Origin of the sequence: Terricaulis silvestris (assembly GCF_009792355.1) — a bacterium.
In the GTDB taxonomy this organism is placed as follows: domain Bacteria; phylum Pseudomonadota; class Alphaproteobacteria; order Caulobacterales; family Aquidulcibacteraceae; genus Vitreimonas; species Vitreimonas silvestris.
In genome coordinates this window covers 3,488,500-3,513,070 of record NZ_CP047045.1, presented here as the reverse complement: position 1 = coordinate 3,513,070, position 24,571 = coordinate 3,488,500, and the positions used below count along the sequence as shown (strand labels likewise).

Here is a 24,571-nt window from a genome sequence, read left to right as displayed (position 1 = left end):
TATCGCGCCGCCGCGAGAGTGGAGGGATTTAGAACCGGACTTCCACCGAAGCCGAGACTGTTCTTGGATTGCCGTAGAACGCCGTGACGCCGCTATCGACGGTCGGGAAGTTGTAGCCCGACGTGATGTAGCGCTCGTCGCCCAAGTTGCGGCCATAGACGCCGAGGCGCAGCCGATCATCGTCGGAAGTCCAGTAGACGGCCGCGTCATAGAGCCAGAACGCCGGCTGATCGAGCAGCGGGATCGCGAACTCGAACTGCTGCGTATCGCTCCGATAGGCGCCTGAGCCGGTGAAAGAGATTTCCCCCGGCGCCGTGCCGAGCGTGAGCGGAACGCTGTAGGTGAGCCCAGCGCTCCCGGTCCAATCTGGCGTATTCTGCACGTCGCGTTGTTCGGAGACATCGATGCCGTTCAGAACGAACTCGGTGTACTCGGCGCTGACGTACCCGATCGAAAGCGCGCCGCTCAGATTGTCGGTGAACTGAGCCGTTCCCTCGAACTCGACGCCATAGATTTCCGCGGCGCCCGCATTGGTCACGGTGCCGACGAACGAGGGGCCTGGAATGATGACCGAGCCCGGGATTTGCACGTCGGTATAGTCGGAGAAGAAGATCGCCGTGTTCGCGCGAGCGCGACCGCCCCACAACGTCGCCTTGGCGCCGATTTCGTAGGTATCGACGTATTCCGGCAGGTAACCCTCACGCACGTCGGCGTTGGCGAAGTTGCCACGCGGATCGAAACCGCCGCCTTTGAAGCCTTGGGAATACGAAGCGTAGAGGTTGAGATCGTCGCTCGCCTCATACGCGAGGATGACGCGCGGCGTGAAGGCGTCGTCAGTGCGAGTGCCCTCGAATCGCGGCACCGGCGAACCAGCGCCCAGCGCGCCAGGGCCGCCGAAATACGGCGACGGCGCCGAGGCGAAGCCCTGGCGATGGATGAGCGCGGTGCGTTCGTCCTCGGTGTAGCGTCCGCCGATCGTGAGGCTGAGGGCATCGGTGAAATCCCACGTTGCTTCGCCGAACACCGCCCATGTCTTGGTATCGATATCGCCCAGTGTGAAGCTCGCGACGCTGGTGAAGATGACATCGAAGGCGTCGAAAGCGTTGGCGTCGAGATAGTAGGCGCCGGCCAGGAAATTCCAACGCTCGCCTTCGTAGAGCAGCTGCAGTTCCTGGCTGAATTGTTCGTTTTGATAGACCGCGGGCACATCCATTGTCGGCGCCGCGGTCGAATCGAAGTCAATCGGCGCGCGCGAGCTGTCGTCGCGGTAGGCGCTGATCGAACGCACAGTCCAGTTCTCGGCCGGCTGCCAATCGAGCATCACTTGGACGCCGCGTGCGATCACGCTGTTGCCGCCGAGACTCCACGGCTGGTTGCTGATGCCGGCTTCGGTATCGAACTCATTGTCGAGCGGAGAGTTGCCGCTGATCGCGCTCGGCAGCAGGCGATGGCCTTGGCGCGCGTTAGAGTCGTCGTCGATGTAATCGTAGGAGAGGCGCGCCAGGAAATTGCTGGTTGGCTCCCATTCCGCCGAGAAGCGGCCGGCGAAGATGTCTTTGTTGTAGTTGTCTTCGCCCGTAGTCAGGTTTTCGCCGAAACCGTCGCGCGTGAGGCCGGCGACCGCCGCGCCGACGCGGAACGTGTCGGTGAGCGGCAGTGAACCGGACACAACGGCGTCCATCTGATTGTAGCTGCCATACGCAAAGCGGGCGCGCAGTGTCGGGTCGTCAGCATTGAGACGACGCGTCACGTACTTGACCGCGCCGCCGATGGTATTGCGGCCGTAGAGCGTGCCCTGTGGACCACGCAGCACTTCGATGCGTTCGATGTCGTAGATATCGAGCACCGCCCCTTGCGGTCGGTTCAGGTAGACGTCGTCCAGATAGATGCCTACGCCTTGCTCGAAGCCGGCGACCGGATCCTGCTGACCAACACCGCGAATGAACGCGGTCAGTGTGGTGTTGGTGGCGCGTGAGTTCTCGAGCGTGACGTTGGGCGTTGTCTGCGTGATGGCGGTGATATCCTGGGCGCCGGCCGCTTCGAGCGCCTCTGCGGAGTAGGAGGTGACTGCGATCGGCACGTCCTGCAGGTTTTCTTCGCGGCGGCGCGCCGTAACCGTGATCGCTTCCTCTTCCTCGGCGGACGCAGTCTCCTGCGCCAGCGCCGGTGCGCAAAGTGCGAACGGCGCCGCGCATACGCTCGCAAACAACAGCGCATACCGCGCTGACTCTCCAAACCGTTTCATGGGACTGCTCCTCCGCTCCTCAGTTCCGGCTGCCGCGTTTTGCGGACGAAAGCCTCGACATGATTGAAAAATGTGTCTGGCGCCTCGAGATGCGGCACATGGCCGGCGCCTTGAATGACGACGCGCTCCGCATTGGGTGCGGCGCTGGCGATGAAAGCCGTGGCTTCGTCGGGATAGACCTGGCTGTCGGCGCCGTGGATCACGAGCATCGGCATCGTCATGCCGGCGAGGGCGGCGCGAAAATCCTGGCGCGCCATCGACGCCCAATACGACGCCATGTTCTCCGGATCGGCTTTCGACATTTCGGAGGTGGCGAACGCAGCAACCTCCGGCTGCTCTTTGCAGAGACCGGGCGCGAACATGCGCGGCGCGAAGCGGGAAACGTAGCTCGGCCAATCGCCGTTGATCTCTTTCAGGGTGATGGCGATGTCGGCGACGCCGTAATCGCCGGCGATGCCGTGGCGCCACGAGGCGTCGTTGGTCAGCCGCGGCGACATGTCTTCGACGATCAGCCCGCCGAGACGCACGCCGAGCTTGGGCGCAGCGGCCCAGAGCGCCATCGCGCCCATCGACCAGCCCAGCGCGACCACGGCCTTCAGGTCGAGCGTTTCAGCGAAATGCGCGATATCGTCTGCGAGCGTCTCGATCGTGAGCTCGGCGGTGCCGTGACCCGACCCGGGATGGCCGCGCAACGTGGGGGTGAGAACGCGATGGGTTTTCGAGAGCCGGGTGCGGAGATCGTCGAAGAAGCCGCCGTGCGCCGCCCAGCCGTGCACCAGAATAATGGGAGCGCCGGCGCCGTCATCGGCGTAGGCCATGGCCGCCCCGTCTGGCAAAGCGCATACCGGCAACCCGGCTTCCCCCTATTTGGGCCCGTTTTCGAGCCACTTTTTTCGTTGTCTTGCTGAGCCTTATATCGGAGACTTGAAACATGAGTCAACATTCAGGTTCTGAGATTGACGAGCGGAGCGGCCCAAAAACCGAACGCGGGCGGAGAACTCTGCGGAAATTGCTGGATGCGGCCGGGGAGGAGTTCGGGGCGCGCGGCTACCACGAGACCGCGATCAGCCACATCACAACGCGTGCCGGCGTCGGGCTGGGCACCTTCTACGTTTACTTCAAGAGCAAAGAGGAAGTGTTCCGCGCCCTGGTCGCGGACATGGGCGTGCGTACGCGGCATGCGCTGGCTGACGCGGTGAAGGATGCGCCGAACCGGCTTGAGGCCGAACGGCTTGGCATCCGCGCGTTCCTGGAATTCGCGCGCGCGAACAAGTCGCTCTACCGCGTTGTCATGGAGGCGCAGTTCGTCGCGCCGGAAGCCTACGCGGCGTACTATCTGGTTTTCTCGGACGCTTATCGCCAACAGCTTTCGCAAGCGGCGGCGCGCGGTGAGATCAGCAAAGGCGACGATGAAGTCCGAGTGTGGGCGCTGATGGGCGCCTCAACGTTTCTGGGTTTGAAGTACGGCTTGTGGGAAAACGACGCGGACGTGGACGCTGTCTCGGAAGCCGCGGCAGACTTGATGATCAACGGGCTCGCGCCGCGAGTCAAAAACGGCGACGCCACTTGAAGAGGGCGCGCTTGGGAGGGTGACGATGGGTTTCGATCTCGTCGACATCACGGCGAAGCGAGCAGAGCTGACGCCGCACGTGATCGCATTCGAGGATGCGCTGACCGGGCGCACGCTGACGTACGCGCAATTGGATGACCGTTGTTCGCGTGCGGCGGAAGTGCTGGCGGAGCTCGGCGTGGTGCGCGGCGATCGCGTGGCTATCCTCTGCCGCAACCGCATCGAATTCTTCGAGATCATGTTCGCGTGCGCCAAGTTGGACGCGATCCTCGTGCCGCTGAACTGGCGCTCGCCGGTGGGCGAGCTTGCCGGGATCATGGCCGATTGCGCGCCGGTTGCGCTGGTTTTTGGCCGCGAAGACGCAGAAATGGCGGCGGCTTTAGGCGCTCACCGCAAGCCGCTGGCACTCGATGGGGGCTACGAAGCCGCGCTTCCCACTGTTACGCCGCAAGCCAATGTGCGGAGCTGGCGCGGCGATGCGATCTGGTTTCTGAGCTACACGTCGGGCACCACGGGCGCGCCGAAGGGCGTGATGCAGACGTATCAGATGAGCGCGGTGAACGCGTTCCATGTCACGCAAGCCTTCGATCTGCGGCCGCGCGACACGACGCTCAACTATCTGCCGCTCTTCCACACCGCCGGCATTCAGCTCGTCACGCTGCCGACTTTGATCGCGGGCGGCACCGTGATCGTGTTGCCGGCGTTCGATGAAGAGCGCGTGATGACGCTGATGCCGCGGCTCGATATCTTCTTTGGCGTGCCCGCGATCTATCAGCAGCTTGCGCTCAATCCGGCGTTCGACGGCGCGGATTTCTCGCGCATTCGTACCTGGGGCTGCGGTGGCGCGCCGCTGCCGGATGTGCTGGTCGAGAAATACGCGGCGAAGAGCGTACGCGTTTGCAACGGCTACGGTATGACCGAAACCGGCCCGACCGCTTTCATCGCCGCGCCGGAAGATGCGCTGACCAAGATCGGCTCAGTGGGCAAGCCGCAAATGCTGCTCGATGTCCGCATCGTCGGCACGGGTGGCAATGACGTCGCCGACGGTGAGAGCGGTGAGATCTGGATGCGCGGGCCGGGACTGACGCCGGGCTATTGGGACAAGCCGGAAGAGACCAAGAAGGCCTTCGCTCCTGACGGCTGGTTGAGGAGCGGCGACATCGGCCGGCGTGACGCGGACGGCTGCTACTACGTCGCCGGGCGGATCAAGGAGATGTACATTTCCGGCGCTGAGAACGTGTATCCGGCCGAGATCGAGAACGTGCTGGCGCGGCACCCCAGCGTGCTGGAAGCGGCCGTGATCGGCGTTCCCGACGAGAAATGGGGCGAGGTCGGTCATGCGTTCGTGCAATTGCGGCCGGGTACGACGGCGGTTGCGCCAGCAGAGCTGATTCAGTTTTGCCGCGCCAATCTGGCTGGCTATAAAACCCCGCGCCACGTCACGTTCGTGGACGACTTCCCGCGTACTGCCGCGGGCAAGATTAGAAAGCACCTGCTCACGCCGGCGCCGAACGCGCCGTCGCGCTGAGCAGCAAAGAGGGGACGCGAGACGTCATGATCGAAGTGCGAAATGCTTCGCGCCGCGCGTTGCTCGCGGGCGCTTCCGGCGCCGTGTTGACGAGCGGTTGCGCGTCTTTTTTTTCCGCGAGCGATGACACCGGTAACAGCGAGCTGCGACGCGAAACGTTGAGCACGATGAAGCGCGCGGCGCGCTTTATGCGCGAGCGCGTGGCGTATCGCGGCGGCTATCTTTGGAGCTACGCGCCGGACTTCTCTCGGCGCTGGGGCGAGATGGAAGCGTTCCCGACAATGATCTGGATCCAGCCGCCGGGCACGGCGACAGTTGGCCATCTCTATCTCGATTGCTTCCACGCGACGCGTGACGAGTTCTACTACCAGGCCGCGATGGATGTCGCCGAGGGCTTGATCGCCGCGCAGCATCCGGCAGGCGGCTGGAACTATCTCCACGACTTCGCGGGCGAAGAGAGCACGCGCCGCTGGTACGATACGATCGGCAAGAACGGCTGGCGGCTTGAGGAATTCCACCACTATTACGGCAATGCGACGTTTGATGACGCCGGCACATCGGAAGCATCGCAATTCCTGCTGCGTTTATATGCCGAGCGGCGCGCTTCGCGGTTGCGTGGCCCGGTCGAAAAGGCGCTCAGTTTTGTGCTCGACAGCCAGTTCGCTAATGGCGGCTGGCCGCAACGTTTTCCTCTGACAAGCGAAGCCGGTTTGCACGGCCGTGCCGATTACACGCGGCAAATCACGTTCAACGACGATGTCGCTGGCGAGAACATCAAGTTTTTGCTGATGATCTACCAAACGCTGGGTGATGAACGCGCGCTCGCGGCGATCCGGCGCGCCATGGATATTTTTGTCGCCACGCAACAGCCCGCGCCGCAAGCGGGGTGGGGGCTGCAGCACGATGCACAAACACTGCGCCCGATCGGCGCGCGCACGTATGAGCCGGAAGCGCTGACCACGCACACGACCGCCAACAATATTTCGCAACTCATGAATTTCTATGAATGGACCGGCGAAGAGCGTTTCCTCGCGCGCGTTCCGGAAGCGATCGCGTGGCTAGAGTCCGTGCGCTTGCCGGACGCCGCCGTGCAAATGCAGGGCCGTCACTATCCGACGTTCATCGAACTCGAAACCAACCGCGCTCGCATTGTGCATAGGCGCGGCTCCAACGTCCTCAACGGCGAATACTATTGGAACTACGACGTCGCCAAACCGATCACGCACTACTCGCAATGGCGCAACCTCGATGTCGAAGCGCTGCGTGCGCGTTACGAGCGGTTGCGCAGCATGAGCGCCGATCGCTTGGCGGCAACAACGCTGCTGCGCGCGCGTGCGGATTTCCGGCTGCCGCCATACTTCACGACGCAAAACATCGAAGTCTCGGATCTCAACTCCAACGCCGGTTCGGGCGCTGTGCAGCGTCCGACCGCGGAGCGTGTCCAGGAACTCACGGCCAGCCTCAACGCTGAGGGCTATTGGCCGACGCCGCTGGTCTCGACCAGCAATCCCTATGCGGGCGATGGTTCCCAAACGCCAGCGGCAGGCGATTTCTCGCAAACCCTGGTCGGCGACGCGACAGATACCTCGCCACACACGACAAACGACCCTGTAACCGGTATTTCGACCGGCGCTTTCATCCAAAACATGAGCGCCCTTCTGCTCAGCCTCGATTCAGGCGAGTAGGAGGAGGGTGGATATGTCCCCGGGCGGGGATTATCCTCGCGGGGACGTGGGGAACTGAGCCAGTGAGTGACCAGGGCGAGGAACGGGCTATCCGATTGGCGTCGATCGTTGCGATCGACATCGTCGGCTTCTCAACAATGTCGGAGCGCGATCAGCGCAACGCCGCGCGCAAGGTGGAGAACCTGCGCGCGCGCATCGTCTCCGTCGCCGATAGCAGCGGCGGGCGTTTGTTTAACACCGCGGGCGACGGCTTCATGCTGGAGTTCGGCTCGGCCGGTTCGGCGCTGAACGCGATCCAACTCATTCTCGACAAGCGCGGCAAAGGCGAGCCGCCGATCCGCGTTGGCGCGCACGTCGGCGATGTCGTTGTCACCGCGACAGACGATCTGCTCGGCCACGGCGTGAACGTCGCGGCGCGGCTGCAGGAATTGGCGGAGCCGGGGACGGCGCTGGTTTCCGCTGAATTCCGATCGATGGCGCGCACCAGCCCGACGGCGGCGTTTCAATCCAAGGGGCAAAAGCCGCTCGATAACATTGATCAGCGCGTGCAGACGTTTGAGATTCTCTCGAAGCGACAGAAGTTCGCGCGCGCTTCGCGCCGCGTTGGCGGTATGACAGTCGCAGCGGCTGTGCTGATCGCGCTGGCGTACTTTAGTCCGACGCTGCTTCGCTTTGCGCAAAGCTTGTCTGAGCAGAACGCGCCAGCCGCTGCCGCGACTCCGGCCACGCCTGCGGACGACAATTTCCGTCCCGCCGCATCGCCGATTCCCGCGGGTCCGGCGCCAGGCGAAACCTTCAACGATTGCGAAAATTGCCCGGAAATGGTGGTGATGCCGAGCGGTCTGTTCGTAATGGGCTCGCCGACGACCGAGACTGGACGCGGTCGTGATGAAGGTCCGCAACGCGAAGTTTCGATCTCTCCGTTCGCGCTGGCCAAGTACGAAGTCACCTTCCAGCAATGGGATGCATGCCTCGCTGGCGGCGGTTGCAACGGCTATTCGCCGCCCGATCGCGGCTGGGGACGCGGCAATCGTCCGGTGACGGGCGTGTCGTGGGACGATGCACAAGCGTATCTCGATTGGCTCAATGCGCGCGCCGGCGGCCTGCGCTATCGGTTGGCGACTGAAGCTGAGTGGGAATACGCGGCGCGCGCGGGTCAGACTGAAGCGTACGCAACGGGCGCGCGCGTAACGCAAACGCAAGCGACGTACCGGGCGCGGCAGACGACGCCAGTGGGCGCCCACGAAGCCAACGCGTTCGGGCTGTTCGATGTGCACGGCAATGTCGGCGAGTGGGTGGATGATTGCTACGCGGCGAACTACGAGCTCGCGCCGATCAATGGCGGCGCGGTGCAGGCCGACGAATGCGGCCGTCGCGTCTATCGCGGCGGCGGCTTCGCCGACCAAGCGCCGGTTCTGCGCGCCGCCGCGCGCAAGGCTGGTGCGCCAGCATTGCGTCAGCCCGGCGTTGGTTTTCGCGTCGCACGTACGCTCGACTAGGAACGCGTCAACCCGATTTCGCTCAAATTGTGTGACCGAGGGCACAGACAAAGCGTGCCCTTCGTTACACATTGCGCGCGGGAGGGACTTTTTCTTGCTTGCTGAGCCGTGGAGAGCCGCATGAGCGGCCAGTTCATCCTTGCGCAGATTTCCGACACGCACATCCGCGCTGACGATGATGGCTTGTCCGCGCGTCAATTGGAGCGTGCGCTGGCCGAAGCGCACGAATACCGCGCCGACGTGATCCTGTTGACTGGCGATCTCGCGAATGACGAACGGCCGGACGAATACGATTTGCTTGCACGCATCATCGAGGATGTGTCGCGGCCTTTGTATCTCATGCCGGGAAATCACGACGATCGCGCGCTTATTCGTAACGCGTTTCCACGCCATGGCTATCTGCCGCGCTCGGGCTTTCTCTCATTTGCGATCGATGACTTTCCGGTGCGGCTCGTCGTCATCGACCAGATTGTGCCGGGCGAGACACATGGGTTGATCACCCATGCCGGCGCTGACTGGCTCGATCGCACGCTCGCGGAGGCGCCTGACAAGCCGACGATCGTCGCGCTGCACCACCCGCCGTTCCTCACGCACGACATGCTGTTCGATAATATCGGTTTGCTGGATGCAGACTTGTTCGCATCTGTGATCGCACGTCATCGCCAAGTAGAGCGGGTGATCTGCGGCCACCACCATCGCGTGGCGGTAGGGCAGGTCGCGCATGCACCAGTGGTGATCGCGCCGTCGACGTCCTGGGTGTACGGGCTGGCCATGTATCCCGGCCAAAAGATCGCGCCGAAAACGGCCGAACAGCCCGGCTGGATGCTGCACGTCAGATCCGACACCGGCGGTTTAGCCAGCCATTTCATGGGCTTATGACACTCTGCAGCACATAGCAGTTGGGCCGGATCCTGAGATCCGGCCCGTGCTGCGGTGGCGCCTGGGCGGGGGGAGTAGGTCGGCGCCAGGCAATCAACGATCCGCCGGCCGCTCAGTTCCAGGGTTCGCCGAAATATTTTTCGCTCGTTAGGCGCGCGAAGTTCCCAGTCATCGTTAACGTTGGTCTTCGCAGCTGGGGGCTTGGGAAACGTGCGCCGGCTTGGCCCCGACAGCCCAGACCGGCGCACGCCCATCAGCAGCCCAGTCGCCCGCGCAAGAGGGATAGGTCGCCGCGAAGCGCCGTCAAGCGTTTGCGCGGTTTTGTACAACATCAAATATGCGACGCTGCGTTGTGTTGACGTGAACAACACACGTTGGAGGTTGCCGTGGGCGTCAATTGTAAATTCGACACACGGGTTGAAGGCGCGGCGCGTTTGTGCAGAGTGCGCAAGCCCTCCCCCCGGCAGTGAGCGGCGCGTGAAACAATGAGAAATCTCGCGTGATCTCGCAGAAATCGAGATCATCTAAAAGGGGTACGCGAAATGAAATTTATACGCGGAGCAAACCTTCTGGCCCTCAATCTTTCGGGCCCGCATGCATCGACCGTATATCACGAAGTCGAAGACCTTCTCATCGAAAGACTGGATGCGTTCAACTCTTGGGTTGAAGTGTTCAATGCAATGAACCCAGAGCCCATGTTGCAACAACGCAAATGCACATGGATGGGCTTCACTCGTTTCCAGCGCCAATTCATGCTGCGCTGGAATGCCGATTTCGAAGCTTGGGAGCTCGATGGCGTTATCGCCAAGAAGCCCGACGACGGCGATGACGGCGCGGCTGCTGCGCCTGACGTCCCGCCGGAAGGACCAATGGGGGGAGGCGGCGTCGACCTCACCCTGAGTGGTGGTTTCTACCTGCCGCCGCCGCGCCGGGAGCAACGGCGCGCCCCGCCGCTGCGTGGCCGCCGCCGCCGACCGCCCGCGGACCAAGCTTCGAAGCGACCGGCAGACGCTGGGCGCGAGGTTGCTGCGCCTGCGAAGCGCAAGGCCGCGCGAATCTTGTGCAGAACACGTGTGCTGCTGCGGAGAGTGCGGCGATCGCCGCGCTTACGGCACATCGAGTCCCAATTCGGGGCCAGTGTCGTTGAGATGAAGGCGCTCTGCCTGCTGTCGCGCGATACCGTGCATGCGTTTGCACGCGCGGGCGGACGATGGCTCGGCCGCAAACTCTCTGACGTTAGAAGTTTCTTCATCGAAGACTTCGAGTCTGAGGTTCGAACGCTTACGCATGTGGAGCCGCGCAGGATCGAGATCCGTCAAGGCTTCACATTGGTCCTGTACAACTTCGAACGTCCGGATTGGGAATCCTGGCTGTTCGGTAAGCTTGAGATCGAGATCGAATATCCCAACTGGGAGTCTTGGCTTTTCGGTAGGCCGGGGGAAGACGAACAAAAGGTTGCATGAAGTCAGTCAAGGAACTCAGACGCAAAGCCGCTAAGCGCACCGCAAGGACCGCACCGGTCTATTCGACCTCGGAAGCGCGCGCGAATTTTGCTGAGGCCCTTGAGACGACGCAATTGGACAGCGCGGTGATCGGGTTCGATCGTTACGGACGAACCGTCGCCGCGCTGGTTCCCGTCGAGGCGATCTACATGTTGGCCGGCCTCGGCGGAAAGATAGACGCCGGCATCCGTCAGAAAATCGATCGCGCCGCGCGCGCCTTCGTGGCGCAAGTCCCGAACCGGATCGGCAAGAGCATCGCCAAGTCAGCCGCGAAGAAGAAGGCCGCGCCTAAGACCGCGAAGGCCAAGGCGAGAGCCCGCAACCGCTAGCGTCGCGCATCCGCCGCGCTATAAACGCGCCAGCGGAGACATTCATGAAAACCAGAGCGGCAGTCGCGTTCGAAGCCAAGAAGCCGTTGGAGATTGTCGAGCTTGATCTTGAAGGCCCGAAGACCGGCGAAGTGCTGGTCGAGATCAAAGCCACCGGCATCTGCCACACCGACGCCTACACGCTGGATGGTTTGGATAGCGAAGGCATCTTCCCCTCGATCCTTGGCCACGAAGGCGCTGGCATCGTGCGCGAAATTGGAGCAGGGGTAACCAGCGTCGCCGTGGGCGATCACGTCATTCCGCTCTACACGCCCGAATGCCGCCAGTGCAAAAGCTGCCTCTCGCGCAAAACCAACCTCTGCACCGCGATCCGCGCCACCCAAGGCAAGGGCCTGATGCCGGACGGCACGTCGCGGTTTTCCTACAAGGGCAAACCCGTCGCGCACTACATGGGCTGCTCGACGTTTTCGAACTTCACTGTGCTGCCCGAGATCGCGCTGGCGAAGATCCGCAAAGACGCGCCGTTTGAGTCAGCGTGTTACATCGGCTGCGGCGTGACGACAGGCGTGGGCGCTGTGACGAATACAGCGAAAGTCGAACCGGGCGCTAACGTCATCGTGTTCGGCTTGGGCGGCATTGGCCTGAACGTGATCCAAGGCGCGAAGCTAGTCGGCGCCAACATGATCGTCGGCGTCGATATCAATCCGGCGCGCGAGGAGTGGGGCAAGAAGTTCGGCATGACGCACTTCGTCAATCCGAAGAGCATCACCGGCGATATCGTTGCGCACTTGGTGGAGCTTACCGGCGGCGGCGCTGATTACACGTTCGACTGCACCGGCAACACCACCGTTATGCGCCAGGCGCTTGAGAGCTGCCATCGCGGCTGGGGCGAGAGCATCATCATCGGTGTTGCTGAAGCCGGCAAGGAAATCGCCACGCGACCATTCCAGTTGGTCACGGGCCGTGTGTGGAAGGGGACGGCGTTTGGCGGTGCGCGCGGGCGCACCGACGTGCCAAAAATCGTCGACTGGTACATGGACAAGAAAATCCAGATCGACCCGATGATCACGCACAAGCTGCCGCTGGAGCGCATCAACGAAGCGTTCGATCTGATGCACAAGGGCGAAAGCATCCGGAGCGTGGTGGTTTATTGATGCGATGACGCGCCCGATTATCACCGATCCTGCGAAGTTCGATGGGCAGCCCTTTGTCGAAGGCACATCGATTACAGTCACGGAGGTTCAAGAGTATTGGCGCCAGCCGGGTGTGTATGCTCACGAGGTTAGGAGGCGCTTTCCTGAACTCTCAGAATCTGAACTGGGCGCGGCGGTCACCTATGCGCCTTCGGAGGAGCCGGAGTTTAGTTTCGTTGCCGATAGCGAGGGTCCTCCGAAACGTTGCCTGCGAATATGGTCAGCCCCGCCCGGCTGGATGTTTGCCTGTGATGATGTCGTGGAGGGTACGGGGCCACGTCCGGGCTTCGACACTTGGGAGGATTCGTGGGAACGCGTCCTGCTCTATCCTGAGCAGTACGCGCCGAAGGATGTTGTCTGGCGCGACGAACGCTCGGGAGCGATCGTCGACATCTATTTGATTAAGCCCGCGGACGAGGCCCCTGCGGACGGTCGTTAGCGCCGATCATGTGAACAGACAGAAGCTGCGCCAAGGCGTACTGAAGGCCCGAGGGAGGAAGTCATGGCCAAGGTGCTCTGCGTTCTCTACGACGATCCCATTGACGGTTATCCGAAGTCGTATCCGCGCGCCGATCTGCCGAGGCTGGAACGCTATCCCGACGGCCAGACGCTTCCGACGCCGAAGGCGATCGACTTCAAACCGGGCGCGCTGCTCGGCAGCGTGTCCGGCGAGCTGGGTCTGCGCAAATATCTCGAAGCGAACGGCCATACGCTGGTCGTCACCAGCGACAAGGACGGCGATAACTCACGCCTCGACCGCGAATTGGAAGACGCGGAGATCGTCATCTCGCAGCCGTTCTGGCCGGCCTACATGACGCGCGAGCGCATCGAGCGCGCCAAAAAGTTGAAAATGATCGTCACCGCCGGCATCGGCTCTGATCACACCGATCTGCAGGCGGCGATGGATCGCAAACTCACCGTCGCGGAGGTGACCTACTGCAACTCGATCAGCGTGGCCGAGCACGTGGTGATGATGATCCTCGGCCTCGTGCGCAACTACATCCCGTCCTACCAGTGGGTGGTCAAAGGCGGCTGGAACATCGCCGATTGCGCCGCACGATCCTACGACGTGGAGGGCATGCAGGTTGGCACGGTGGCGGCGGGGCGCATCGGACTGGCCGTGCTCCGCCGGATGAAGCCGTTCGATGTGAAGCTGCACTATACCGACCGGCACCGGCTGCCGAGGGCCGTGGAGGAGGAGGAGCTTGGTCTGACCTTCCACGAAAGCGCCGCCGCGATGGTTCCGCACTGCGATGTGGTTACGATCAATTGCCCGCTGCATCCTGAAACTGAGCATCTGTTCGACGCCAAGATGATCGGCTCGATGAAGCGCGGCGCCTATCTGATCAACACGGCGCGTGGCAAAATCTGCGACCGCGATGCAGTGGCGAACGCGCTGAAGAGCGGCCAGCTTGCGGGATACGCAGGCGACGTCTGGTTCCCGCAGCCGGCGCCGCAGGATCACCCGTGGCGCACCATGCCCCATCACGGCATGACGCCGCACATCTCCGGCACGTCGCTCTCGGCGCAGACGCGCTACGCCGCCGGAGTCCGGGAAATCCTTGAATGCTATTTCGAAAACCGCCCGATCCGCGATGAGTACCTCATCGTCAGCGATGGCAAGCTCGCGGGAACCGGGGCGCATTCTTATAGCGCCGGCAACGCCACGACCGGCTCGGACGAAGCGGCAAAGTTCAAGCAATAGGAGCAGGCGTGTTGTCGATCGAGAACGGGACCACTAAACAACGCGCATGAGCGACTGGAAACTCCCTTGGAACGCATCGTGTCTCTGCGGCGAGGTGAAGATGCGTGTCACTGCGCCGCCGATGGTGGCGATGGCGTGCCATTGCCGCGGCTGTCAGAAGCTCACGAGCAGTGCGTACTCGCTGACGCTGATGCTGCCGCCGGGCGGGTTTGAAGTCACGCAAGGCGAACCAGTGCTCGGTGCGCTGCGGCGCGCTGAAAGCCAGCATCACTATTGCCCGACATGCAAAAGCTGGCTCTTCACCACCGCGCCCGGTCTGCAGGGCATGACCAATTTCCGCCCGACCATGCTCGAAGACGCAAGCTGGGTCGTGCCGTATGTGGAATCGTACGTGACGGAAAAACTGCCAGGAGCCGAGACAGGTGCGACGCACAGCTTCGACCAATTCCCGCCGATGGAACGCTACGCCGACTTGATGGCTGGCTTCGCGAGCGAGGGGACGAGGCCAAAGTAGCGCTAAGTGTGGAGCGCCGGCGTCCTCGCCGGCGTTTCTTGGCCCGCGTCTCCTTCGACGGGCTCACGACGACTCTACTGTAGCAAAGCGCGACACCAACTATGGCGTCACCCTGAGCTTGTCGAAGGGCGACGCCACGCACCGCAGTCAACGCCGGCGAGGACGCCGGCGCTCCATAGTCACGGCGTACTCGGCGCAGGCGTCGGCGTTTCTTGCTTCTGCTGATTGCGCTCGGTCGCGCGACGCAGGATCTCCTCAAGCGGATTGCGCGGGCGCTGCCTCTCTTCCTCTGGCGCAGGCGTCGGCGCTGCGTCACCGCTTTCGGCGGTTGGGGTTGGCGTTTCGGTTGTGGCTTCGCCTGGCGGCGTGCGACCGAAGAGAGCTTCGCCGAGTGAGCCGAGCGGATTGTCACCACCTTGGCGGCTGAGGATGTCGCGCAATTGGTTTTGCACCACGTCTTCCAGCGCCGGCCGGAAACTCACACGCGACCACGGGCCGGAGACGCGAAACGGAATGCCGAGGCCCGCGACCGTCGCGTCGCCGCCTTGGCCTTCGATCGAGCGCACCGCGCGCGGCGTGAGGCGCATGTCGACCGTTTGCGAGCCGATATTGATCAGGCCGCGCCCTTCAAGACGCACGAACGGGTTCAGCATGCGCAGGCTATCCGTCGCCGCGACACCTTCGGAGACCGCGAAGTTAGCGGAGAGTTCGGCGAAGTCGGTGGCGTTGCCTTGCGCCTGCGCTTGTTGGCCGGAGGTGAACGATTGCAGCGTGCGCGCCATCTGCGCGAGGTTCACGCCCTTGTACTGGCCGTCGTTGAAATTGAACGACGCTGTGCCGCGCAAGCTGCGCATGATCGCGGCCTGTGAAGCGCCTGTGCCAACCAGCGAAGCGGTGAGGCGGCCGCGGCCGACGATCTTGTCGAAACCGATCGCGTCGCGCAGCAGCGTTTCAGCCTGGATATTCTCCGCGTTGAGCTCAATGGCGATCCGCGGCGTCGGCCCTGCGCCATCGGCGATCAGCCGCGCCGTGCCGCCGCCGTCGTAGAGCGCGATGCGCGTGAGCCGCGCATCTGCCGCGCCATTGGCGACGCGCAGCGCCAGCGCGACGTTGGTGAAGCTCATGCGCTGAAAGCGCAGCGCGCCGAGCGTGAGGTTCAGGTCAGCGTCGAGTGCTCGTAGGCCGCTCAGATCGAGCGGATCGGCGCTCCACGCCGTGTCGACCTCGACGCCGCTGCCGTCGCCCTGCGCCGGTGCGGGCAAATAGGTGTTGAGATCGAGAGTGGGTGCGTTCAGAACGCCAGTGACGCGGAGCCGGCCGTTTTCCTGGTTGATCAGATTGAGCGCGCCGTTGGCTTCGATCGCATCCATGCGTAGCGCAAGCTCGGTGAGCGCGGTGGTTTCGCCTTCGCGCGCCATTTGCCCGGTGACGCGATAGGCGCCGAAGCCGTCGCCCTCGGCCATGGGTGAACCGACCCACGCCAGCAAGCGGCGCACGCTGGCGCCGTTGGCTTGGATCGCGCCATTGAGCGCGCCTGTCTCGGCGTTGAACGTGCCGCTTAGATCGACTTCAAGCGGCGCCGAGCGCAACTGCGCCGTGATCGGCGTTTCGCCCTTCTCGAGCACCGCGCGCGGCAGGCCGATGCCGGCGTCGACGTTCAAGCGCTCTGCGCGATAGGTGAGCGCGGCTTGGATTTGCGCCGGCGAGTCGAGCGATTCCAGCGCCAACGTCGCGTCCACGTCCTCAAACGTCAGCGGCGCTTCGTCTTCGGCGCCTTGGAACGTGATCATGCTGTCGATCAGCTGGACGTTGTCGAGCCGCAGATCTTCGAGCGTGGTTTCGTCTTCTTCCTCGTCGGTGGGGAAGGTCCAATTCGAGGTGCCGTCTTCCTTGGCGCGCAATTGCACATCGGCGCCTTGCAGGATCAAATCCTTTACCTGAATCTCCCCGCGCAGCAGCGGCATCACAGCGACGGCGAACACGATGCGATCAGCGGCAAGGAATGGCGTCTCCGCCGCCTCAACGCCGCCACGGCGGGCGACGGAGTCGAAGTCACGCGGATTTGAGAGCGAGACTTGATCCACCGAAAAGCCAAGCGCCGGCCAGAACGTCAGTTCGACATTGCCGCCCAGCACCAAGTCGCGATCCGTGGCTTCCTCGATGCGGCGCTCCGCTTCGCGGGCGGCCAAATCCTTGGGAAAGAACGCGATGAACAAGCCAGCCGCTAGCACCAGCACGCCAAGCACGGCGCCCAAGCTGATGCCAATCAGTTTCCAGTTGAGCTTCTTCAGAAAGTTCATCATTCCCTCGCTGAGGCGAGATTTAGTGCCCCCGCGTGGCGAAAGCGAGCCGCCCATGCGTCTTTGCGTTCGCCGCGACGTAAGCTATTGCGGCGGCCATGGCTGGGTTTTTGTCGTCAATGTTTGCGGAAATGGGCGCGCGGCGCCGGCGTTTACGCGCATCTTTGGGGGATCGCGGGCAGGGCATCGCGGAATTCCTTGTTTTGGCGGGGTTGGGCGTTGGATCGTTGGGCCTGTTCGTGCGCGAATGGATGCCGGGCGCGGCGCCGTGGGGTTTCGCCGTGCCCTTTGTGTTTTTGATCGGCTACGTCCTGATCGACGCTCGCCGCCAAGCCGCGCTGGCGCGTGAGGGCGCGGCGCCTGAAAAAGTCGGCGTGAGCTATGACTGGATTGCATTGCTCTGGTCGTTCGGTTGCGCTCTTGCGGGGGCTGCCGCGTTCGTGATCGCGTGGAGCGCCGAACCGCCGGCGCCAATTGACCCTAACGAGTGGACGCCACCGGAAACCTCCGTTCCGGTCGACATCTCGCCTTGATCGAGGCGAAGATATTACGCGCGGGTCATGAGCCTTGATCCGCAGGGAGGGATGACGTGGCGACCAATCCGATCTCAGGCCTGATCCCGCGCGGATCGTTGGGCCTGAAGCTCTTGCTTGTCTGCTTGCTGGTGCTGGCGATGGGCGTGCCGCTGCTGATTGTCGCCGGCCTCGTGGCCGAGCGCCAAGTCAACGCCACCAGGGTCACAGCGGAAATCGGCGCGGGCGCTGGCGGCTCCCAGATCGTCGGCGGTCCGATGTTGCTGGTGCCGTACCAGCGCGCAGTCGAAACCACAGACACCGAGGGCCGAGTTCAGCGCACCACGCAGCGCGGCTCTTACGTGGTGTTCGCCGATACTGGCACGGCCGACACGACGCTCAGCGTCACCGATCGCCGCGTCGGCATCTACCGCGCCGCCATCTACACCGCCCAAACCGAGTTCGACGCGAGCTTCCGGCCCGCCGCGACGCTGCAGGGCGTCGATGAATCCTATCGCTTCGATTGGACGCGCGCCCGTGTCGTCATGTTCGTCAGCGATAGCCGCTCGATCCGCAACGCCGCCGAGTTGCGCTTTGCCGACGGGACAACGGAGACGTTTGAGCCGGTGTCGGATCTGAGCCTTGCGGCGCCTTCGCCGGATTACTCGCGGCCAGAGGTCTTCTCGACGCCCTCCGCCCCGCTGCCGTCAAACTTGGTCGCGTTCGCCGCACCCGCTCGTCTTTCGGCGACGCCCGCGGACTTCGCGGTCGAAACGCGGCTCGAACTGACCGGCGCACAACGTTTCTCGATCGCCGCGTTCGCACAGGATACCACCGCCACTATCCGCGGTGACCGTCAGGATGTCCGCGCAGAAGGCTTCTTCCAATCCAACGAAGCGCTGCAAGCCACCGACGAGGGTTTTGCCGTTTCCTGGCGCGTGCCGTTTGTGGCGCGCGGGGTGGAGAAGGCGGCGGACTTGAACAGCTTCAATCTCGGCGCTGCCTCCAGCCGCGACATGGCCGTAACCTTCGTGGCGTCGGATGATATCTACACCGGCGTCATGCGCGCGGTGCGCTATGGCATCATGTTCATCGGCATCGTGTTCCTGGCGACGTTGATTTTCGAGGCGGTCAGCGGGCGCAAGGCGCACCCGGCGCAATACATCCTGGTCGGTTTGGCGCAGTGCGTGTTCTACCTGCTGCTGCTCTCCATAACGGAAATCATCGGCTTCACGCCGGCCTTCTTCGTCGCCGCCGCCGCCACGGTGGGGCTGCTTGGCTACTATGCCGCCACCTCGTTCAACTCGAGCGCGGTCGGCCTCCGCGCGTTGGTTGGGCTCTCGTTGTTGTATCTCGCGATGTACGTGCTGATGACGCTGGAAGACTTCGCGCTTCTGGCAGGGTCGGTCGTGGCCTTCGCTGTGATCGCCGCCAGCATGATCGCGACGCGGCGGATCGATTGGTACGGGCGCGGCGTATCGACCACCACAGGCCAGTAAGGGTAGGGCAATCGGCGCGCTTGACGGGCGCGCCGACCCTCGCCAAACCCGGCTCATGGTCGAACTCACGCTGCCGCGCAATTCGAAGGTCAAGCAGGGCAAGCGCCACGCGGCGCCGACAGGCGCCAAGCGCGTGCGGCAGTTTAAGATCTACCGCTACGATCCGGAGACCGGCGAGAACCCGCGCTGGGATATCTACGACCTCGATCTCGATAGCTGCGGGCCCATGGTTCTCGATGCGCTGATCGCCATCAAGAACGATATGGATTCGACGCTCACCTTCCGCCGCTCTTGTCGCGAGGGCGTGTGCGGCTCGTGCGCGATGAACATTGGCGGGCGCAACACGCTCGCCTGCACCAAGGGCATGGATGACTTGCCGCCGGGCGCCATCACCATCGCGCCGCTGCCGCACCAGCCGGTGCTGAAGGACCTGGTGCCCGATCTCACCAACTTCACCGCGCAATATGCGGCGATCCAGCCTTACCTGCAAACCGTCACGCCGGAGCCCGACGCCGAATGGCGCCAAAGTCCGGAGGAGCGCGCCAAGCTCGACGGCCTCTACGAGTGCATCCTCTGCGCCTGCTGCTCGACGGCGTGCCCGTCCTATTGGTGGAACGCTGATCGCTTCTTTGGCCCGGCGGCGTTGCTGCAGGCCTATCGCTGGATCAACGACAGCCGCGACGAAAACCAGGGCGAACGGCTCGACGCACTCGAGGACCCGTTCAAGCTTTACCGCTGCCACACCATCATGAATTGCGCCCAGGTTTGCCCGAAGGGGTTGAACCCGGCGAAGGCCATCGCCGAAATCAAGAAGGCGATGGTTGAGCGGAAGCTCTAAGACAAAACCGCCGGCGCGCTTTCGCACCGGCGGTTTCTTGGAGCTTCAGCTTTGTCTCACTGCTGGCGGTTAAACTCGCCATCCACGACAATCTCGCTCTGCCCGCGGATAAAGCCCGGAAAATTGTAGTGGGCATTGTCGATCATCGTGGTGGCGCGAAAGCCGATCGTCGGTGTGCCGCGCTGGTTCGCGCCTGCGCCAATCAGCTCGACACGGAACGTCACCGGCTTGGTCACGCCCTTCAGCGTAAAGTTGCCATCGACTTCAGCATGCGTCGCATCGATTTGGCGAAACGCCGTGGAGACGAACGTTGCGTTCGGATAGCCGGCGCTGTTCAGGAAGCGCTCGCCCTGCAATTCTGCAGCGAAGCCTTCGACCGGCGTCGCGATGGAGTTGGTGGCGACGGTGACGGTGAGATTGTTCGCGGCGGCGTTCGCCGGATCCCATGTCAGCGTGCCTTCGACGGCGCCGAAGCGGAAAACCTCGAACGAAAAGCCAGCGTGCGGCACGCGGGCTAGCACCGCGGTGTGGCGCGCATCGATCGTGTACGTCCCGGCGCCAGCAGCGGCCGGATCGGCCGTGACTTGCGCGGCTGCGCCTCCAGCAAACAAAAGCGCGGCGCCGGCGATGGCGGCGGCGACGAAACGGCGAGTGGAGCGCATGCGTATTTCCCCTGGACGTTGGACCGGCCCCGTAGGTGGCATGTCGGCACGCCGATTTCATCAGGGGCGGCCGGACTTTTTCCGCGCCGGCTCGGCGCCGATTAGCTCACAGGCGCGCGGCCCACGCCCGGCGTCCAATCATAGAGCGGCCGCGTGCGGCCATCGTCGAACCGGACGCCGGTTGGCGCCGTGATCAAGCCCGACCGCGTGGTGTCGCCGCGCACGGCGAGCGCCGCGATGCCATGCACATTCGCCGGCAGCACTTCGCCCGGATCGCTGACGCCATTGCGGTTCTCGTCGCGCCACAGCGACAAGCCGCCGAGTTCGCCGCCCGTGAGCTCCCCGTCGCGATTGTCATCGAGTGCGCGCATGGCCTCGAAGCCGTCGCTCCAGAAAACAGACCAGGTGCGTTGTCCGATCATGTCGAAGCCCGAGCGGATGTCGCCGCGCCATTCCGGATCCCACACCAGCCATGCCGCATTTGGCGTGATCCAGCCGCTGGCGCGTGTGTCGCCGGTGCCGGCGAAATCGAACGCGACGTCGGAACCATTGTCGATCATCTCGGCGAACGGCGCGTCGGTGAGCGGCACCACGATTGGCGTCACATAGATCATCGGTTGGCTGGCTTGCAGACGTTCGCGCAAACCCTCCATGCGCCGGCGATCGCTGCTGGACGTGGCGATGTGCGCGAGGTGCGCCGCGGTTTCGGTGAGGACGGCGTGGTCCTCCCATTCCGACGTCTCGCCCGCGAGGCGCGGCATGCCCTTTTTCAAAATGCACCGCAGTTCGCGGCGCGCGTCATTGGTGCGGCCGAGGCGGTCGAGCACGTAAGCGTAGCCAAGGCGCGAGCGCAGGTTCTCTGGCTCCAGCTCGAGCGCGCGCGCATAGTGCCCGCGCGCCGTTTCAAGCCGCGCGTTGGCCGCGGCGCTGGCTTCGGCCGGCGGCGCCTCCGGCGTTTCTTGCCAAGGACCGAGCTGGAAATCGAAGGCTGCGCAGCGGTCGTCTGGGCCGAACGTCGGCGCGTCTGCCGGCGCGGGGTCGTAGCGGACAGGGCGCACTTCGGTGCACAACACGCTGCCGGCAAGCACGAGCCGGTTGTCTTCGGTGACATACGTGAATTGCGGATCGTTGCGCGCGTAGGCGAGCAGATTGAGCCGCCCCAGCAATTGCTCGCGCTGTGCCGGTTGCAGATCCGGCATCTCCGTAACATTCGCGAGCGCGCGATCGATCGGCGCTTCGTACACCGGTTGCGGTGGCGGAATGTATGGGATTGCAGCCGTACTCGCGGCCAAACCCAGCCACATAACAATCGTCAGTATGCGGGCGCGCATGGAAGCATGCCTCCGATACTTCGCCCCTCGCACGATCACTCTGCTCTGCGTTGTGACCGTCGTCTATGGCCAAAAATTCAGAATCGCGCCGATCACGCGGGCTTGAGAGCCTCGGGCTTCGGCGGATCGCGCCATTGGCATTCCGGGCCGTTCGGATCGAACGGCGTGTCGGACGCTGCCGGCAACACCCGCTCGATATAATGTTTCAGTTTGCGGATCGATGACGCCGTGTCGCCGGCGACCGCCGTGTGCGGAATGAGCGGACCGAACGTTAACTTGTACGTTTTGCCCTGCTTGTTCAGCAGCTCATGGAAGAGCGTCATATCGCGAAGTTCGGCGGAGAACTTGGCGAAGGTGTGAAACCAGAACGAGTAAGGGCCGCTCATATGCACGGGGAGGATGGGCAGCTCGTACTTCCGCGCGAGGCTCGCGGCGGTCGGCATCCATTCGGGATCGGTCAGCAGGCCGTCGCGCAGGCGCGCGAGGCGTCCGGCAGGAAAGATCGCCAAGGGCCGTCCAGCTTCGAACGCCTCGTCCGTCATCTTCAGCGTCACGCGTGTGCGTTCCCGCGTGCGCTTCGCCAGCACCCATTCCACCGGGATCAAAGCTTCGCCGAAACGCTTGCAAACGCGCTCAGCGTCGGAGTTGGCGTAGAACAACGTATCGGGCCGCGCGGGCTTCAACGCATCATAGAGCGCGACGCCGTCGGTGATGCCGGTGGGGTGGTTGGAGAGGATGATGAATGCGCCGTCGGCCGGGATGCGCTCTTGGCCAGTCATCTCGAGCTTCACGTCGAGCAGCTGCGAAATGTAGACCAGCGCCTCGCGTCCACCCATCGGCGCGATCGCGTCGGCCATGCTCACGGCTTTGTCGTAATTCAGCACCGCGTAGAGAATCGGGCGCAGCACCGGCCAGATCGAGCTGGTCGAAAGCTTCGGCGCGCGCTCCTCGATCAGCACATCGACGATGTGCTTCTGCGCCGTGGCGGCGGGCGCTGGCGTGGCGCGGGCGAGGGCGTCTGTTTGTGTCATGGCGACTCGCGGCATTCTAAGGAAGCGGCGTGCGTGTTCCAGAGCGGGGCGGCTTGCTTTGGGACGTTTCCGCAGGCTTTGTGCAGCGCCGTTCCGCCGGATTCTCTTGGAGACGCAATGACATCGGTCCTGGCCGCGTACCGCGACCGCCTCGCTTCCGGCGATCTCGCGCCGGACGCGGCACAAGAAGCGGTGGCTATGCGGCTCGACGCACTGGCGGAGGATATCGCGCGCTGGCGGCCTGATGCGTGGCTCGGCAAGACCACACCGCCGCGGGGCTTGTACATCTGGGGACCGGTCGGTCGCGGCAAGTCGATGCTGCTGGATTTGTTCTTTGAAACGGCGCCGGTGAAGAAGAAGCGCCGCGTCCACTTCCACGAATTCATGCTGGCGCGGCACGCGTTTCTGCGCGACGCGCGAGCGCGTGGTCCAGGGCAAGATCAGCTCATCGCCGAAGCCGCGAAGGATGTGGCGAGCGATGCGCGGCTGCTGTGCTTCGACGAAATCCAAGTCACCGACATCGCCGACGCCATGATCCTCGGCCGGTTGTTCGAGCGTTTGTTCGCCGAAGACGTGGTGATCGTCGCCACCTCGAACCGCGCGCCAGACGATCTCTACAAGAACGGCCTCAACCGCCAACTCTTCACGCCGTTCATCGGAATGCTCAAACAGAAGCTGGACGTCATCGAGTTGTCGGGTCCGCACGATTACCGCCTGCGTCAGCTGATGGCCGCTCCGGTCTGGTACGCGCCGCTCGGCCCAGCGGCAGATGAAAAGATGGACCAAGCTTGGCGGCGGCTCACTGCGGGCGCCGTGCCACAAGCGGTGACCCTCGATGTCGGTGGGCGTGCGCTGCGCGTGGAGCGCGAGGCCGCAGGGGTAGCGCGGTTCAGCTTCGAAGAACTCTGCGCGCGCCCGCTCGGCGCGGCGGACTATCTGGAGATCGCCGAACGCTTCCATACTGTGTTGCTGGAGAACATTCCGCGACTGTCACCCGCAAAGCGCGAAGAGGCGGCGCGGTTTCGGACCTTGGTGGACGCGATTTACGAGGCGAAGGTGAAGCTTATTGCCTCGGCCGAAGCCGTGCCGGTGGCGCTTTATCCGGAAGGCGATCAGAGCTTTGAGTTCGAGCGCACGGCGTCGCGTCTCATGGAAATGCGCAGCGAAACGTATCTCGCCCTTCCACGCCGCGACGCGGAGTGGAAGAGCGGGATCGTTGAGTAATTAGACGCCGGCGTCGTTCTCGGTCGGCGGCGTGAGCGCGTCGGGCGAACGGTTCGGCGACATCGTCACTTCGGCGTATTCCGGGCCGTATCCGGCTTGATGCGTCGCGCGCTGTCCGACGCGCACCGCGTCCCAATCGCCAGCCGCAGCGCCGATAGCGCGGCCGCGTTGCGCCGCTTGCGGGCCGGAGACGCTGACGCGCAGTTCGGCATAGTCGCAATCGGCGACGTTGCGCGCCGCGGCTTGCAGCATTTCGTTCGTCATCGCGTTGAGCGAGGCCGAGCCGTGTTGGAAATACACGCGGAACGACGTTTCTTCGCAGCGCGCGGGCGCCTCAGCGCTGACGGTTGGCGCAACGATCATGGCGGCAGCGCAAGCGAGGATGGTGGAACGCAAGAACATTGGATTTCTCCCTTCGAACTCTGCAACGCAGAGGAACTTCGTTGGGTTTCCAAGTAAGGGAACGTTCATCATCGCGCCGTGACCGGAGTCACACGACCAACGATTACGCCATCTTCAGACGCG

The 24,571-nt window shown here is 63.5% G+C and carries 22 protein-coding genes; 15 read left to right on the top strand and 7 right to left on the bottom strand.

Annotated features, from left to right (window positions below; all coding sequences use genetic code 11):
- Positions 1-28 precede the first annotated feature (28 nt).
- Together DSM104635_RS17905 and DSM104635_RS17900 are read right to left on the bottom strand one after the other, a co-directional pair.
- Positions 29-2,245 carry a TonB-dependent receptor gene (locus DSM104635_RS17905; RefSeq protein WP_158767532.1) on the bottom strand — a complete coding sequence of 739 codons (2,217 nt, stop codon included), beginning with the start codon at positions 2,243-2,245 and terminating at the stop codon, positions 29-31.
- Complete coding sequence (locus tag DSM104635_RS17900) at positions 2,242-3,063, bottom strand: alpha/beta fold hydrolase (RefSeq protein ID WP_158767531.1); 822 nt, start codon at positions 3,061-3,063, stop codon at positions 2,242-2,244. Before DSM104635_RS17900 ends, DSM104635_RS17905 begins: the two co-directional genes overlap by 4 nt.
- 113 nt (positions 3,064-3,176) lie before the next feature.
- Here DSM104635_RS17900 and DSM104635_RS17895 point away from each other — a divergent pair, with 113 nt between their 5' ends.
- The 11 genes from DSM104635_RS17895 to DSM104635_RS17845 all read left to right on the top strand — a co-directional run bounded on the left by DSM104635_RS17895 (position 3,177) and on the right by DSM104635_RS17845 (position 14,649).
- Positions 3,177-3,815 (top strand): TetR/AcrR family transcriptional regulator, encoded by a 639-nt coding sequence (locus tag DSM104635_RS17895; RefSeq protein WP_158767530.1) that lies wholly within the window; start codon positions 3,177-3,179, stop codon positions 3,813-3,815.
- 25 nt (positions 3,816-3,840) lie between these two features.
- Positions 3,841-5,343: an acyl-CoA synthetase gene (locus DSM104635_RS17890; RefSeq protein WP_158767529.1), complete on the top strand. Its 1,503-nt coding sequence runs from the start codon at positions 3,841-3,843 to the stop codon at positions 5,341-5,343.
- A 167-nt stretch (positions 5,344-5,510) separates the two neighbouring features.
- Positions 5,511-7,028 (top strand): pectate lyase, encoded by a 1,518-nt coding sequence (locus tag DSM104635_RS17885; RefSeq protein ID WP_158767528.1) that lies wholly within the window; start codon positions 5,511-5,513, stop codon positions 7,026-7,028.
- 62 nt (positions 7,029-7,090) lie between these two features.
- On the top strand, positions 7,091-8,527 hold the full coding sequence (locus DSM104635_RS17880; protein ID WP_158767527.1) for an SUMF1/EgtB/PvdO family nonheme iron enzyme: 1,437 nt from the start codon (positions 7,091-7,093) through the stop codon (positions 8,525-8,527).
- A gap of 120 nt (positions 8,528-8,647) precedes the next feature.
- Complete coding sequence (locus DSM104635_RS17875; RefSeq protein WP_158767526.1) at positions 8,648-9,406, top strand: metallophosphoesterase; 759 nt, start codon at positions 8,648-8,650, stop codon at positions 9,404-9,406.
- Positions 9,407-9,948: 542 nt separating this feature from the next.
- Positions 9,949-10,869 carry a hypothetical protein gene (locus tag DSM104635_RS17870; protein ID WP_158767525.1) on the top strand — a complete coding sequence of 307 codons (921 nt, stop codon included), beginning with the start codon at positions 9,949-9,951 and terminating at the stop codon, positions 10,867-10,869.
- Positions 10,866-11,237: a hypothetical protein gene (locus DSM104635_RS17865; protein ID WP_158767524.1), complete on the top strand. Its 372-nt coding sequence runs from the start codon at positions 10,866-10,868 to the stop codon at positions 11,235-11,237. The genes DSM104635_RS17870 and DSM104635_RS17865 overlap by 4 nt, the downstream gene beginning before the upstream one ends.
- A gap of 44 nt (positions 11,238-11,281) precedes the next feature.
- Complete coding sequence (locus DSM104635_RS17860) at positions 11,282-12,391, top strand: S-(hydroxymethyl)glutathione dehydrogenase/class III alcohol dehydrogenase (protein ID WP_158767523.1); 1,110 nt, start codon at positions 11,282-11,284, stop codon at positions 12,389-12,391.
- A gap of 4 nt (positions 12,392-12,395) precedes the next feature.
- Positions 12,396-12,869 carry a DUF433 domain-containing protein gene (locus DSM104635_RS17855; RefSeq protein WP_158767522.1) on the top strand — a complete coding sequence of 158 codons (474 nt, stop codon included), beginning with the start codon at positions 12,396-12,398 and terminating at the stop codon, positions 12,867-12,869.
- Between the two features lie 63 nt (positions 12,870-12,932).
- Complete coding sequence (locus DSM104635_RS17850; RefSeq protein ID WP_158767521.1) at positions 12,933-14,135, top strand: NAD-dependent formate dehydrogenase; 1,203 nt, start codon at positions 12,933-12,935, stop codon at positions 14,133-14,135.
- 46 nt (positions 14,136-14,181) lie between these two features.
- A complete protein-coding gene (locus DSM104635_RS17845; RefSeq protein ID WP_158767520.1) occupies positions 14,182-14,649 on the top strand; it encodes a GFA family protein in 468 nt (155 codons plus the stop codon).
- A 179-nt stretch (positions 14,650-14,828) separates the two neighbouring features.
- On the opposite strand, the gene DSM104635_RS17840 is transcribed toward DSM104635_RS17845, so the two are convergent.
- Positions 14,829-16,949, bottom strand: coding sequence for an AsmA family protein (locus DSM104635_RS17840; RefSeq protein WP_228445750.1), 2,121 nt, complete (start codon positions 16,947-16,949; stop codon positions 14,829-14,831).
- 98 nt (positions 16,950-17,047) lie between these two features.
- On the opposite strand from DSM104635_RS17840, the gene DSM104635_RS17835 reads away from it, so the two are divergent.
- From DSM104635_RS17835 to DSM104635_RS17825, 3 genes are read left to right on the top strand one after another with little or no spacing between them, the layout of a single operon-like run.
- Positions 17,048-17,482 (top strand): hypothetical protein, encoded by a 435-nt coding sequence (locus tag DSM104635_RS17835; RefSeq protein WP_158767518.1) that lies wholly within the window; start codon positions 17,048-17,050, stop codon positions 17,480-17,482.
- A gap of 56 nt (positions 17,483-17,538) precedes the next feature.
- Positions 17,539-18,960 (top strand): cell envelope integrity protein CreD, encoded by a 1,422-nt coding sequence (creD, locus tag DSM104635_RS17830; RefSeq protein WP_158767517.1) that lies wholly within the window; start codon positions 17,539-17,541, stop codon positions 18,958-18,960.
- 55 nt (positions 18,961-19,015) lie between these two features.
- Positions 19,016-19,798, top strand: coding sequence for a succinate dehydrogenase iron-sulfur subunit (locus DSM104635_RS17825; RefSeq protein WP_158767516.1), 783 nt, complete (start codon positions 19,016-19,018; stop codon positions 19,796-19,798).
- Positions 19,799-19,854: 56 nt separating this feature from the next.
- Here the strand turns inward: DSM104635_RS17825 and DSM104635_RS17820 are convergent, their stop codons facing one another.
- The 3 genes from DSM104635_RS17820 to DSM104635_RS17810 all read right to left on the bottom strand — a co-directional run bounded on the left by DSM104635_RS17820 (position 19,855) and on the right by DSM104635_RS17810 (position 22,822).
- Positions 19,855-20,460 carry a YceI family protein gene (locus tag DSM104635_RS17820; protein WP_158767515.1) on the bottom strand — a complete coding sequence of 202 codons (606 nt, stop codon included), beginning with the start codon at positions 20,458-20,460 and terminating at the stop codon, positions 19,855-19,857.
- 101 nt (positions 20,461-20,561) lie between these two features.
- Entirely contained in the window at positions 20,562-21,791 is a 1,230-nt protein-coding gene (locus DSM104635_RS17815) for a tetratricopeptide repeat protein (protein ID WP_158767514.1), read from the bottom strand.
- Between the two features lie 92 nt (positions 21,792-21,883).
- Positions 21,884-22,822, bottom strand: coding sequence for a 1-acyl-sn-glycerol-3-phosphate acyltransferase (locus DSM104635_RS17810; protein WP_158767513.1), 939 nt, complete (start codon positions 22,820-22,822; stop codon positions 21,884-21,886).
- A gap of 117 nt (positions 22,823-22,939) precedes the next feature.
- Here DSM104635_RS17810 and zapE point away from each other — a divergent pair, with 117 nt between their 5' ends.
- Positions 22,940-24,046 carry a cell division protein ZapE gene (gene zapE / locus DSM104635_RS17805; protein WP_158767512.1) on the top strand — a complete coding sequence of 369 codons (1,107 nt, stop codon included), beginning with the start codon at positions 22,940-22,942 and terminating at the stop codon, positions 24,044-24,046.
- On the opposite strand, the gene DSM104635_RS17800 is transcribed toward zapE, so the two are convergent.
- The gene (locus DSM104635_RS17800; RefSeq protein WP_158767511.1) at positions 24,047-24,448 is read right to left on the bottom strand and encodes a hypothetical protein; all 402 of its coding nucleotides are present in this window, start codon (positions 24,446-24,448) and stop codon (positions 24,047-24,049) included.
- Positions 24,449-24,571: the final 123 nt, after the last annotated feature.